11 protein-coding genes are annotated in these 12,280 nt (G+C 69.6%); 3 read left to right on the forward strand and 8 right to left on the reverse strand.

What is annotated here, in order from left to right; genetic code table 11:
- Positions 1-17: 17 nt before the first annotated feature.
- Positions 18-851 carry a formate dehydrogenase accessory sulfurtransferase FdhD gene (fdhD, locus tag ACFWUU_RS17380; protein ID WP_380176719.1) on the forward strand — a complete coding sequence of 278 codons (834 nt, stop codon included), beginning with the start codon at positions 18-20 and terminating at the stop codon, positions 849-851.
- On the opposite strand, the gene ACFWUU_RS17385 is transcribed toward fdhD, so the two are convergent.
- The 3 genes from ACFWUU_RS17385 to ACFWUU_RS17395 all read right to left on the reverse strand — a co-directional run bounded on the left by ACFWUU_RS17385 (position 835) and on the right by ACFWUU_RS17395 (position 5,620).
- On the reverse strand, positions 835-3,588 hold the full coding sequence (locus tag ACFWUU_RS17385; protein WP_380176721.1) for an AAA family ATPase: 2,754 nt from the start codon (positions 3,586-3,588) through the stop codon (positions 835-837). The two genes, fdhD and ACFWUU_RS17385, sit on opposite strands and share 17 nt — an antisense overlap.
- A complete protein-coding gene (locus tag ACFWUU_RS17390; RefSeq protein ID WP_380176723.1) occupies positions 3,585-4,712 on the reverse strand; it encodes an exonuclease SbcCD subunit D in 1,128 nt (375 codons plus the stop codon). The genes ACFWUU_RS17385 and ACFWUU_RS17390 overlap by 4 nt, the downstream gene beginning before the upstream one ends.
- Positions 4,713-4,798: 86 nt before the next feature.
- Complete coding sequence (locus ACFWUU_RS17395; protein WP_380176726.1) at positions 4,799-5,620, reverse strand: oxidoreductase; 822 nt, start codon at positions 5,618-5,620, stop codon at positions 4,799-4,801.
- Positions 5,621-5,642: 22 nt separating this feature from the next.
- Here ACFWUU_RS17395 and ACFWUU_RS17400 point away from each other — a divergent pair, with 22 nt between their 5' ends.
- Together ACFWUU_RS17400 and ACFWUU_RS17405 are read left to right on the forward strand one after the other, a co-directional pair.
- Positions 5,643-6,191: a GNAT family N-acetyltransferase gene (locus ACFWUU_RS17400; protein WP_380176728.1), complete on the forward strand. Its 549-nt coding sequence runs from the start codon at positions 5,643-5,645 to the stop codon at positions 6,189-6,191.
- Complete coding sequence (locus ACFWUU_RS17405; RefSeq protein WP_380176730.1) at positions 6,184-6,678, forward strand: HAD family acid phosphatase; 495 nt, start codon at positions 6,184-6,186, stop codon at positions 6,676-6,678. The genes ACFWUU_RS17400 and ACFWUU_RS17405 overlap by 8 nt, the downstream gene beginning before the upstream one ends.
- A gap of 3 nt (positions 6,679-6,681) precedes the next feature.
- Here ACFWUU_RS17405 and ACFWUU_RS17410 read toward each other — a convergent pair whose 3' ends face one another.
- From ACFWUU_RS17410 to ACFWUU_RS17430, 5 genes are read right to left on the reverse strand one after another with little or no spacing between them, the layout of a single operon-like run.
- Positions 6,682-8,355 (reverse strand): ABC transporter substrate-binding protein, encoded by a 1,674-nt coding sequence (locus tag ACFWUU_RS17410; RefSeq protein WP_380176732.1) that lies wholly within the window; start codon positions 8,353-8,355, stop codon positions 6,682-6,684.
- On the reverse strand, positions 8,352-9,338 hold the full coding sequence (locus ACFWUU_RS17415) for an ABC transporter ATP-binding protein (RefSeq protein ID WP_380176734.1): 987 nt from the start codon (positions 9,336-9,338) through the stop codon (positions 8,352-8,354). The genes ACFWUU_RS17410 and ACFWUU_RS17415 overlap by 4 nt, the downstream gene beginning before the upstream one ends.
- Positions 9,335-10,333, reverse strand: a complete 999-nt coding sequence (locus ACFWUU_RS17420) for an ABC transporter ATP-binding protein (protein ID WP_380176736.1) — start codon at positions 10,331-10,333, stop codon at positions 9,335-9,337. Before ACFWUU_RS17420 ends, ACFWUU_RS17415 begins: the two co-directional genes overlap by 4 nt.
- The gene (locus tag ACFWUU_RS17425) at positions 10,326-11,324 is read right to left on the reverse strand and encodes an ABC transporter permease (protein ID WP_137254797.1); all 999 of its coding nucleotides are present in this window, start codon (positions 11,322-11,324) and stop codon (positions 10,326-10,328) included. The genes ACFWUU_RS17420 and ACFWUU_RS17425 overlap by 8 nt, the downstream gene beginning before the upstream one ends.
- Positions 11,324-12,253, reverse strand: coding sequence for an ABC transporter permease (locus ACFWUU_RS17430; protein WP_380176738.1), 930 nt, complete (start codon positions 12,251-12,253; stop codon positions 11,324-11,326). Before ACFWUU_RS17430 ends, ACFWUU_RS17425 begins: the two co-directional genes overlap by 1 nt.
- Between the last annotated feature and the right edge of the window lie 27 nt (positions 12,254-12,280).

Here is a 12,280-nt window from a genome sequence, read left to right on the forward strand (position 1 = left end):
ACGCCTACTGTTGTTGTATGACCAAGGGACCGGCCACGAGGTTCAAAGTCGAGGTGCTCGATGGTGAGCGGACGTCGCGGCGTGAGGACGTCGTCACCACCGAGGAGCCGCTGGAGCTGCGGCTGGAGTGGCCAGGGCGACCGCCCGAACCACTGGTCGTCACGATGCGCACGCCCGGCTCCGACTTCGAGCTCGCTGCCGGCTTCTGCCTCGGTGAAGGTTTCGCGGTGCGCCCGGACGCGATCCGGACGGTTGCCTACTGCACCGATGTCACACTGACCCGTGAGCAGCAGTTCAACACCGTCACCGTCACCTTCGACGGTCCCCCGGACCGTGAACCACCCCAGCGGTACGGCGTCACATCGGCCGCCTGCGGCGTCTGCGGCCAGCAGTCCCTCGACGAACTCGCCGAGCGCGAGTACGACCCGGTGGACCTGGTCGAGGTCCCGGTCGACGTCGTACGGCGTCTGCCCGATCTGCTCCGCGAGGGCCAGACCACGTTCAACCGCACCGGCGGACTGCACGCGGCCGGCCTGTTCACCGCCGACGGCCGCAAGATCGTGGTGAAGGAGGACGTCGGCCGCCACAACGCCGTCGACAAGGTCGTCGGCTGGACCGTCCTCAACCACCACAGCCGCAAGGGCCTGGTCCTCGCCGTCAGCGGCCGCGCCGGCTACGAGATCGTCCAGAAGGCCGTCGCCGCCGGCATCGGCATGATCGTCGCCGTCAGCGCCCCCTCCAGCCTCGCCGTCGACCTGGCCCGCCAGTCCAACATCACCCTCGCCGGCTTCACCCGAGGCGAACGCTGCGTCGTCTACTCGGCCCCGGAACGGATCACGCGTCCAGCTTGATGAAGGTTGCTTTGGGGACGTATTCGTAGCGGTCGGGCATGCAGGTGAGGATGATGATCTGGCCGTGGTCGCCGGCTCGGCCGAGAAGGGCGCCCATGTCGCGGAGGCGGGCCTTGTCGGACCAGCCGAGGGCGTCGTCGAAGATGACCGGGACGCTGCCCTCGCCGGTGCTGACCAGGTGGCTGATCGCCAGCCGGGTGATGATCGCCAGCTGCTCCTGAGCGCCGGTCGACAGCGCCTCGACGCGCAGCCGTATGCCGTCCAGCTCCCGCTCCGCGACCGCGAGATCGTCGTCCAGCCAGACCCGGAACGACGGCCCGTAGACGCTGCGTCCCAGCGACTCGATCCGGGTCTGCAGCGGTTCGGAGTACTTCGTCTGTGCCTCGGCCCGATGCCGGCTGAGCGTCTCGTACACGCGCCGCGCCGCCTCCGCCCGTCGCTCCAGGCTGTCGTGCTCCGCGCGTACGGCGGCCAGCTCCAGGTCGGCCACGTCCCGCCGGGTCGCAAGCCCGTCCCGGCCGGACTGCTCCAGCCGGCCCTCCGTCGTACGCAACGCATCGCGCAGCGTGTCCCGCTCGCCCTGCAGCCTCTTCGCCACCGCCAACGCGTGCGTCAGCTCGCCCGCGACCTGATCAGCCCCGGCCGCGTCCGCCTGCTCCTGTACGACGGTCAGCTCCTCGAGCACCGCCTCGACGTCAGCCGTCGCCTCGGACTCAGCCGCCGACACACCGTCGTCGTCGAGCACGGCCCGCGCAGCGTCGAGCGCCTCGACCGCGGACTCCAACCGCTCCCCCGCCAGCTCAGACCGGGCACGTGCGTTCTGCGCCTCGGACCGATCCTCGTCAGCCGCCTTCCGCGCCTGCGCAGCCGCAAACTCCGCGTCCGCCAGCAACCGCTCGACCTCGGCCAGACCGCTCCGCGCCTCTTCAAGCACTCGCTGCGCACCCGCAAGGTCGTCGGGGGCCGGCGCGGGCTCGTCGATGTCGTCGAACAACGTGTCGTGCGGCGACGCGAACTCCGCGAACTCCGCAAACAGCGACATCTGCCCCGGAACGCCTTCAACCGCAGGCTTCCCAGACTCCTCCGCCTCGTCCTCAGGACCCAGCCGCGCGGACAGTACGGCGATCCGCTCCCCCGGATCGCCTCCGGCCGTCAGCGACTTCTCCGTCCGGCGAGCCTCATTCAGCTCAGCCGTCGCGGTGTCAGCCTTCCGCAGCAACTCCCGCGCGGCGGCGACGTCCTTCACGCCGGCCTTCTTCAGCAGGTCCTTCTCCCGCCGTACGGCGTCGTCGACCCGCGACCGTAGCGTCGCCGCCTCGCCACCGGCCCGCACGGTCACCTCGAGCTGACCCGGTACGCCGATCACAAGCTCGCCCGAGACGAGCACCTGCGCCGCCTCGTCGAACCCCAGCTCCGACGGCACTGCCCCGTCCAGACCGGTCCCCGACAATTCCACGGGCTCCGCGCCAAGCCGCCGTACCGACACTTCAGGTACGCCGGCCGCGAGCGCCGCGCGGGCCTCGACCACCGCCGCCCGAGCATCCTCGAGCGCCGCAACGATCGCGTCGTCGACCTTGATCCGGTCCAGGATCGTCCCGGCGGCCGCGATCCGCGCACGTACGTCGACCAGCTCGGTCTGCTGCCCGAGCAGCCGATCAAGCTCGGCGCGATCCATCAGGTCCGAGACCCGCCGCTCGGCCGCCTGTACGTCCGTACGCCGGAGGTCCTTCAGCTCGACGACCTCGGCCAGCGCCGCCTCCGCGGCCTGCACGATCTCGGCCGCTGTCTTCGCGACGAGGTCCGCGTCGGCCCGACGAGCGGCCAGCTCGGCCTCGAACTTCGTGAACCGCTCGACCTCGTCCAGCAGCCGCTCGCGATCCAGCCGGGTCCGGGTGTGGTTCTCCAGCCGGGCCCGGGCGGTCTCCGCCCGCGAGCGCACCGAATCGCGGCGCAGCAGGATCTCGTCGGTCGCCTTCTTGCGTTCGCGCAGTTCCTCGACCGACTTCAGGTGGTCGGACAGCCGGGTGTCGACGTCGGAGAGGTCGAGGTTGAGCCGCTCGGCCCGCCGGATGTCGGACTGCACCTCCTCCATCGCCTGCAACGCCTGCGCCGCACCCAGCTCGGCCGCGGACACGGTCTTCGCGGACCGCGCGTAGTCGCCGGTCGGTTTCCCGCGCGGCGTCCAGTACCGCAGGTACTCGTGCTCGACTGCCGTCACCAGCGGCATCGACGCGCCGTCGACCGGCGTCCCCGACTCGGCGGTCACCGCGGTGATCAGCGGCTCTGCATCGGCCGGCGTTGGCAGCACCAACGACTGGCCCTGGCTCACCATCAGCGTCTGCCACAGCACCGGATCGACGTTCTCGTGGAACAGCCGCTCCGCCTCGTTGTGCGCCTCGCGACCGGTCCACGACTGTCGCCGTCCGTCCGGCTCGACGATGGTCAGCTCGGTGGAGCGGTTCTTCAGCCAGCGCTTGGAGTACGTCAGCTCGCGGCCGCCGAGGCTCAGCTCGGCGGTGACCTCCGGGCCGACATCCTGGCCGACCGGCTGGATGTCGCGGATCCGGGTCGACTTCGAGTCGTCGGGCAGCTCGAAGACCAGCCCGAACGCCTCGACCAGGCTGGACTTGCCGACCTCGTTGTCGCCGACCACGACGGTGGTGCCGAGCGCGCGGAACCGGACAATGCGTTCTTTGACGCCACGGAAGTCCCGTAGCGCCAAGCTGTGCAATCTCATCCCGCGTCCCGCGCCAATCGGTGCATCAACGACAACGCCGCACCCGCGCCCTCGTCGCCGCCGGCCAGCGCCTGCCGTAGCTCCTCCATCGCGGCACGGGCCGGACCGCTCAGCTGCAACGACTCCAGGTCGGCCGCATCCGGTGCGGGCCGGACGGTCCAGAACTTGGCCCATCGCTCCACGCTGGCAAACACCTCGCCCTGCGCGTCGATCATCGCGTCCAGCCGACTCAGCAACGGCAGCGGCAACGAGCCGTCGCCGGCCAGCCGTACGTACGTCCGCTCCTTGTCCGGGAGCTCGGCGAACCAGTCCTCGAGCGCCTGGATCGACTCCTCGTCGAACAACTCGACCCGGTGGTCGACCATGTGCCACGCTCCGACCCGCACCGGCTCGACCTCGATCTGGTCACCGCCGATGGTCACCTTCAGCACGTTGCCCGGCGCGTCCTCCTCGGGCGATGTGACCTCCTGCGTCCCGGAGAACCAGATCCGGTCGGTCACCTTCGTCGTCGAGTGCCGGTCACCGAGCCCGACGTACTGCAGCCGGCCGTCCGCGACCGCGGCCTCCAGCGCCGTCTGGTCGATCGTCGGTACGTCGGACATGCCGCCGGACAGGCTGGTCAGCTGACCGTGGGCGAGCAGGATCCGGATGATCCCGGGCTCCGGCGTGAGGTCGGCGTACCCAGGCGCGGCCGGATCCGAGAGCGGGCGGCGCGAACGCCACGGCGCGCCGACGAGCTCGACTCCCGGCACGATCTGGAAAGGCGTCGTTTCGGTCAGGACCGTCACGTGCTCCGGAGCGTGCGCCTGCCACTGGCTCGACGTCCACAGTGAGCCGGGCTCGAGTGCGTCGTGGTTGCCGGGCAGCAGTACGACGGGCACCGGGATCCGCTTGAGCGCTTCGCAAGCGCGCAGGATCGTCTGCCGCTCGACCTGGTTGTGCTCGAACACGTCGCCGGTGACGACCACGAACGCCGCCCCGGTCTGCTCCGCGACCTCGCCGATCCGCGCGACAGCATCCAGCCGCGCCTGGCCCCACCGGGCCTGACCGTCCGGCCCCAGGAACCGGCGCATCATCCCCAGCTGCCAGTCCGAGCTGTGCAGAAACGTGATCGACTCGTCCATTGCGGGATGAACGCTAACCCGAGCCACCGACAGTCGCACACTCAACACTCAGAAGCGCCGCACACCGCCCACACTCCGGACGGTCGTCATCCGGGGAAGTCGGCGCTCCGGGAAAGGTTCTCCCAGGCCGCGACCTCGCTCTGGGCACCGGCGTACACGCCCTGGAGCGAGTCCACGGCGTCCGAGCCGAGCGGCAGGCGCAGCGGTGGTTCCGGGCTTGCGACGGCCGTGAGGATGGCTTGTGCGGCGCGGACCGGGTCGCCGGGCTGGGTGCCGTTGCCGTTGGAGAGGGCGTCGCGGACGGCGCCGACCGGACCCTCGTACGTGTCGCTGATCTCGGTCACGTACAGCGCGCTCGGCTCGTTGAACGACGTACGGAACGCGCCGGGCTCGACGATGATCACGCGGATGCCGAACTGCTTCGTCTCGGCCGCGAGCGCCTCCGACCAGCCCTCGATCGCGAACTTCGACCCGCTGTACGCGCTGATCCCGGCGAACGCGAACCGGCCACCCTGACTGCTCAACTGCACGATCGTGCCGCTCTTCTGCGCCCGCATCCCCGGCAGCACGGCCTTCGTCAACGCGACCGGCCCGAAGAAGTGCAGCTCCATCAACCCGCGCAGTTCCTCGTCGGTCGTCTCCTCCGCCGCCCCGACCATCCCGCGGCCGGCGTTGTTCACGAGTACATCGATCCGCCCGTGCCGCGCGAGCACGTCCGCGACAACCGCCGGAATCGCTTCGCCGTCCGTCACATCCAGCTTCACCACCGTCAACCGCTCGTGCTCCAGCCCCATCGCCTCGGGCCGCCGCACCGCCGCGACCACGGTGTGACCGGCCGCCAGCGCCTCCTCCGTCAACGCCCGTCCGAACCCTGCGTTGGCACCTGTAATCAACCAGACCTCAGCCATGCGAACAGCCTACGATCCTGAGGTGGCGACCTACCTCGAGACCGATCGGCTGACGCTCCGCCGGTTCACGCCGGCCGATGTCGAACTGCTGGTGGCGTTGGACTCCGACCCCGAGGTGATGCGGTTCCTGACCGGTCAGCCGACCCCACGCGACGAGATCGAGAACGTCGTACTGCCGGACATCCTCAAGGTGTACGCCGAACACCCGCAGCTCGGGACGTTCGCCGCCGAGGCCGACGGCGTCTTCATCGGATGGTTCGGGATGCAGCCCACGACCGACGCCAGGACTGTCGGCGTCGGCTATCGGTTGCTTCGGGCCGCGTGGGGCAAGGGCTATGCGACCGAAGGCACGCGGTCGCTGATCGCTCACGCCTTCAGCCTCGGGATGGAGCGGGTCGAGGCCGACACGATGGCGGTCAACCATCGCTCGCGGGCCGTCATGCGGCGGTCCGGCCTGCGATTCCTGAAGATCTACCACGAGCATTTCGACGATCCGCTCCCCGGGACCGAGTTCGGCGAGGTCCAGTACGGCGTCGATCGCGCGACCTGGGAAGCTGAACAGCATGGATGACGAGCGACCGTACGCCGTACTCGATATCGACGCGACGCTGTCCGACACCAGCCGGCGGATCCACCTCATCGAGCGGAAGCCGAAGGACTGGGACTCGTTCTTCGCGCACGCCAAGGAGGACGCCGTACTCGACGAGGGGCTCGCGGTCGCGACGACGCTGGCGGCCGAGCACGAGATCGTCTACCTGACCGGGCGGCCGGAGCGGCTGCGGCGGGACACGCTGAAGTGGCTGAAGGACAACGGGTTCCCGGACGGGAAGCTGTACATGCGCGGCAACACCGACCGGCGCCCGTCGACGATGATGAAGCTCGGCCGGCTGCAACGCCTCGCCGAGCAGCGCCCGGTCGCCGTACTCGTCGACGACGACGTCAAGGTGATCGCGGCCGCGCAGAAGGCCGGCTACACGGTGATGAGGGCCGACTGGGGACTCGATGCCGAGACCCAGCCGACCCTCTTCGAGGCCCAGGAATCCGAGGGCCGGACGTAACTGCTACTTGCTGAGCCCGAGGATCAGCGTGTTCGGGTACGGCGGGTACTGCGGCAGGTAGAAGTTCTGCACCTTCGACCCGTGCAGGAACGCGTTCCGCGCGTAGATCAGCGGCACCACCGGAGCGTCGGCCATGATCTGCTTGTCGAGCGCACCCCACATCCCGGCCGCCTTGGTCCGGTCCGACTCGGCCGTCGCCGCAGCGATCGCGGAGTCCACCGCCGGGTTCGAGTAGCGGGAGATGTTGTACCCGCCGTTGCCGATCTCCGAGGACGCGAACAGCGGCTGGATGTTGCCGATCGCGGACGGGAAGTCCGGCAGCCAGCTCGACACGGTCAGGTCGAAGTCCGGCTTGTTCCCGGTGATCAGGTCGGTCAGCGGCTCGCTGTCCAGCGGCTTGATCGTGACCGTGATCCCGGCCCGCTTCAGGCCCTGCTGGATCGCCTGCGCCACGCCGAGACCGGTCGTGTTGTCGGCGGCCAGCACCAGGTTGAGGTTGGCGGCGCCGGCGGCCGCGAGCATCTGCTTGGCCTTGTCCGGGTCACCCGCCGGCGGCGCCGGGAACAGGTCGAACTTGCTGAAGCCGTCGATACCCGGCGTGATCAGGGTCGTGGCGAGTTCACCGCCGAACTCCGGACCGCCCTCGGCGACCTGGACGGCCTGCTTGTCGACGGCGTACTGGATCGCCTTGCGGACCTCGGGCTTGGCGAGCGCGGGGCGTTGCGTGTTCATCGCCAGGTACATCAGAGCACCGGACGTGGACGTCGCCACCCGGGCCTTCACCGCGGGGTTGCCGGTGACGGTCGGGATCAGCGCGGCCGGGACCGAGGTGCCGGTGGTGGCGGCGGACTTGTCGTCGCCGGCGTCCGCGATCAGGCGCTGGTTGACGACGTCGGGCTGCAGACCCATGTCGGTCACGATCGAGTCCGGCAGACCGGTCCGGGCCGGGTCGGTCGACTTGTCCCAGTTCGGGTTGCGGGTCAGCACGAGCTTCGAGCCCGGCGTGTACGACTGCACCTGGTACGGGCCGCTGGCCATCGGCTTCTCGCCGTAGTGCGCCGGGTCGGTGTCGGCCTTCTTCGGCACCGGCGAGAACGCCGGCATGCTGACGATCCACGGCCAGTCGCCGTACGGCTTGTTCAGCTTGAAGACGATCGTGGTGTCGTCCGGCGTCTGGACCGAGGCCAGGTCGCCGCCCTTGTACGGACCGGTGTACTTGTCGCCGCCGACCAGCAGCGACTTGTGGTAGCCGAGACCGCCGGACAGCTCCGGCGCGAACGACCGCTCGACGCCGTACTTGATGTCACCGGCAACGATCGGCGACCCGTCGGCGTACTTGAGGCCCGGCTTGAGCTTGTAGGTCCAGGTCTTGCCGCCGTCGCTGACCTGACCGGTGTCGGTGGCCAGGTCCGGGACCAGTTCGGTCGGCTTGCTCGGGTCGGTCTTCCACGACGTCAGGCCGCGCAGCACCAGGTGGATGCCGCTGATGCCCAGGTTCTGGCTCTTGGCCGGGTCGTAGCTGACCTCCTTGGCGGTGCTGAGGAAGTGCAGGGTGCCGCCCTGCTCCGCGGCGGCGGTGCTGCCGCCACCTGAGGCGGACTTGTCATTGGCGTTGCAAGCGGCCGCCGCCAGCGCCAGCGCGGCCGCTACCGCGACCGCTCGGGTTATGCGTTTCATGCTTTCCTCTCAAGGGGTGGGGGCTCAGGGAAGTAGCAGGCGGCCCGGTGTTCGGTCGAACCCTGGACGGGCTCGAGCACCGGTCGTTCGGTCGCACACACGTCCTGCGCCTTGTAGCAGCGGGTCCGGAACGGACAGCCGGACGGCGGGTCGATAGGCGTCGGAACATCGCCGGTCAGGACGATCCGGTCCCGCTCCACGCCCGGCTCAGGCACCGGTACGGCGGACAGCAGCGCCTTCGTGTAGGGATGCGCCGGCGCCTCGTAGACCTGCGCGGCGGGACCCTCCTCGACGATCGTGCCGAGGTACATGACCGCGATCCGGTCGGCCACCTGCCGGACGACGGCGAGATCGTGCGCGACCAGCACGTACGACAGGCCGAGCTCGTCGCGGAGGTCGGCGAGCAGGTTCAGTACCTGCGCCTGGACGGAGACGTCGAGCGCGGACACGGGCTCGTCACAGACCAGCAGCTCCGGCTTGACCGACAGCGCCCGGGCGATCCCGATCCGCTGGCGTTGACCGCCGGAGAACTCGTGCGGGTACCGCTCGAGGTACTGCTCGGCGAGGCCGACCTGCTCCAGCAGCTCGACCAGCTGGGCCCGGCTCGGACGGATCCCCTGCGCGCGGAACGGCGTACTCAGGATCGTGCCGACCGACTGCCGTGGGTTCAGCGAGGCCTGCGGGTCCTGGAAGACCATCTGGATCTTCCGGCGGACCGGCCGCAGCCGGCGGCCACGCACCTTGGTGACGTCGGTGCCGCCGATCTCGACCCGCCCCTGGGTCGGGTCGAGCAGGCGCGTCGCCACGCGGGCCAGGGTCGACTTGCCCGATCCGGACTCGCCGACGAGGCCGACCGTTTCGCCCTTGCGGACAACGAGGTTCACGCCGTCGACCGCGCGGACGGCCTGCGCCTTGCGCCACGGGGCGCCGCGCAGACCGAAGTACTTCTTGACGTCCTTGAGGTTCAGCAGCTCTTCGCTCACAAGAGCACCTCCGGCCGTCGGCCGAGGTGGCAGGCCGCCTCGTGATCGCCCTGTCCGGGGCGCGGGGTCAGCTCGGGACGCTCGGTGATGCAGCGTTCGCCGACCAGATGCGTGTAGGCGCAGCGTGGCTGGAACGGGCAACCGGTCGTGATCGAGCCCGGCGTGGGCGGGCTGCCGGGGATCGTGGTCAGTCGCGGCTTCGGCGGTACGTCGACCCGCGGCATCGCCCCGAGCAGACCCAGCGCGTACGGGTGGGCGGCCCGGAAGAAGATGTCGCGGACCGTACCGCGCTCGGCGGCGCGTCCGGCGTACATGACCAGAACGTCGTCCGCGACCTCGGCGACGACGCCGAGATCGTGCGAGATCAGGACCAGCGCCGTACCGAACTCGGCCTGTACGTCGTCGAGCAGGCGCATGATCTGTGCCTGCACGGTGACATCGAGTGCGGTCGTCGGCTCGTCCGCGATCAGCACTTTCGGGTCGTTCACCAGAGCCATAGCAATCACGACCCGCTGCCGCATTCCCCCGGAGAACTCGTGCGGGTAGCTGTCGGCCCGGCGGGCCGCGTCCGGGATGCCGACCTTGTCGAGCATCTCGATCGCGCGCCGGCGCGCCTTGCTCTTCGAGACGTCGTGGTGCAGCCGGTACGCCTCGGCGACCTGCCAGCCGACGCTGTAGTACGGGTTCAGCGCGGACAGGGCGTCCTGGAAGACCATCGCGATGTCGTTGCCGCGGATCTTGCGGAGTTCGTCGTTCGGCAGGCCGATCAGCTCGCGGCCGTCCAGCAGCACCTCGCCGGTCACGTCGGCGTTCGACGGCAGCAGGCCCATCACGGCGGCCGAGCTGACGCTCTTGCCGGAGCCGGACTCGCCGACGATCGCGAGCGTCTGCCCCGGCGCGACGGCGAAGTCGATGCCGTCGACGGCGGGGACCAGGCCGCCCTCGGTGTTGAACGTGACGTGCAGGTCGTGCACTTCGAGAACTGGCTCAGCCATGGCTCACCCTCGGGTCGAGCACACCGTGCACTATGTCCACCACCAGGTTCGCGAGGATGATCAGGAAGGCCGAGAACAGCGTCACGCCGACGACCACGGCCACGTCGAGCGCACCGACCGCGCTGATCAGCAGATCGCCGAGGCCCTGCATGCTGAAGACCTTCTCGGTCAGGATCGCACCGCCGAGCAGACCGCCGAGATCCAGGCCGAACAGCGTGACGACCGGCACGAGTACGCCGCGGAGACCGTGCGTCACGACCACCCGCAGCTCGCCGGCGCCCTTCGCCCGGGCCGTGGTGATGTAGTCGAGGTTCAGCTCCTCGAGCATCTGCGACCGGGTCAGCCGGATGTACGACGCCGCTTGCAGGACCGCGAGCACGATCCACGGCGTGATCAGGTGCCAGGCCCAGTCGACCGGGCTCTCGGTGAGCGGGACGTAGCCGTTGACCGGGACCATGTTGAGCCAGAAGCCGAACACCAGGATCGCCAGCAGACCGAGCAGGAACGACGGCGTCGACACCCCGATCAGCGCGACCCCGATCGCGAGCCGGTCGAGGATGCGGCCGCGGTTCAGCGCGGCGATGACGCCGAGCGAGACGCCCAGCAGCAGCCACAGTACGGCGGCGCCGATCGCGATCGAGGCGGTGACCGGCAGCCGGTCCAGGATCAGCGTGGTGACCGGGCGGGCCAGCGGGAACGAGTACCCGAAGCAGGGCGCGTTGCAGTGCACGGCCGCCGTACCTTCACCGAAGGTGCGGCCGGCGAAGATGCCCTTCAGGAAGCTCAGATACTGCTGCAGGGTGCTCTGGTCGAGCTGCATGAAGTGGCGGGCCTGCTCCAGGCGGTCCGGCGTACAGGGCTTGCCGCAGGCCAGGTGGGCCGGGTCGGCGGGGATCGCGTAGAAGACCAGGTAGACGGCGAGGCTCAGCGCGAGCATCACGAGCACGGCCGCGAACAGCCGCCGGAAGACGAACCAGGCGAGATCGGGCATCAGCTCGTCCTCCGCAACCGGACGTCGAACGCGTCCCGTACGCCGTCACCGAGCAGCGTGAAGCCCAGTACTGCGACGAACAGCATCGTGCCCGGGAACAGCAGGAACCACGGGTCCGCGCCGGTGTACACCCAGGCGATCGAGTCCGAGATCGACCGCCCGAGGCTCGGTGTCGGCGGTGGTACGCCGACGCCGAGGAACGACAGCGCCGCCTCGGCGCCGATGTAGCCGGGGATGGCCAGCGTGGCGATCACCAGCACCGGGCCGAGCAGGTTCGGCAGCAGCTCTCGGGTGATGACCATCCAGCCGGTCGAGCCGACGCTGCGGGCCGCCTCGACGAACTCGCGGGTGACCAGCGACCGGGCCTGGTTGCGGATCAGCCGGGCCAGGCCGGCCCAGCCGAAGAAGCTCAGCACCAGGATCAGCAGCAGCCAGCGCGGGAACCTGGCCGGGATGATGATGCCGAGGGCAATCATGAAGACCAGCTGCGGGAAGCCGAACAGGAAGTCGAGCAGCCGCGACATGACCGCGTCGTACCAGCCGCCGAAGTACGCCGCGCTGATGCCGGCCAGCGTGCCGACGATCGTGGTGATCGCGGTGACGACGACCGCGATGAACAACGACGTACGCAGGCCGAGGACGACGATCGAGAACAGGTCCCGGCCGGTCAACGGCTCCACGCCGAACCAGTGCGTGCCGCTGATCCCGCCGAGCGGACCGGCCGGCGCGTTCCCGCGGTTCGGATCGAGCAGGTCGATGTGATACGTCGTCGCGTCCTGGCCGGAGAGCCGCACCAGCAACGGCGCGGCCGCCGCGATCACGATCAGCACGACGACCAGTACGACGCCGACCCGCGCGCTACGGTCACGCCGCAGCCGGCGCAACGCTTGCCGGGTGGGCGAAACGGTCCCGGCGACCGAGGAACTCACAAGCACTCCCGACTGGTTGATTTCTTA

It is taken from the genome of Kribbella sp. NPDC058693, assembly GCF_042715335.1.
GTDB lineage: Bacteria > Actinomycetota > Actinomycetes > Propionibacteriales > Kribbellaceae > Kribbella > Kribbella jiaozuonensis.

What these genes read in the sequence shown, in the direction of transcription:
- ACFWUU_RS17395 (WP_380176726.1), bottom strand. Translation starts at nt 5,620, where the DNA reads ATGGCTGAGGTCTGGTTGATTACAGGTGCCAACGCAGGGTTCGGACGG.
- ACFWUU_RS17410 (WP_380176732.1), bottom strand. Translation starts at nt 8,355, where the DNA reads ATGAAACGCATAACCCGAGCGGTCGCGGTAGCGGCCGCGCTGGCGCTG.
- ACFWUU_RS17425 (WP_137254797.1), bottom strand. Translation starts at nt 11,324, where the DNA reads ATGCCCGATCTCGCCTGGTTCGTCTTCCGGCGGCTGTTCGCGGCCGTG.
- ACFWUU_RS17405 (WP_380176730.1), top strand. Translation starts at nt 6,184, where the DNA reads ATGGATGACGAGCGACCGTACGCCGTACTCGATATCGACGCGACGCTG.
- ACFWUU_RS17420 (WP_380176736.1), bottom strand. Translation starts at nt 10,333, where the DNA reads ATGGCTGAGCCAGTTCTCGAAGTGCACGACCTGCACGTCACGTTCAAC.
- fdhD (WP_380176719.1), top strand. Translation starts at nt 18, where the DNA reads ATGACCAAGGGACCGGCCACGAGGTTCAAAGTCGAGGTGCTCGATGGT.
- ACFWUU_RS17385 (WP_380176721.1), bottom strand. Translation starts at nt 3,588, where the DNA reads ATGAGATTGCACAGCTTGGCGCTACGGGACTTCCGTGGCGTCAAAGAA.
- ACFWUU_RS17390 (WP_380176723.1), bottom strand. Translation starts at nt 4,712, where the DNA reads ATGGACGAGTCGATCACGTTTCTGCACAGCTCGGACTGGCAGCTGGGG.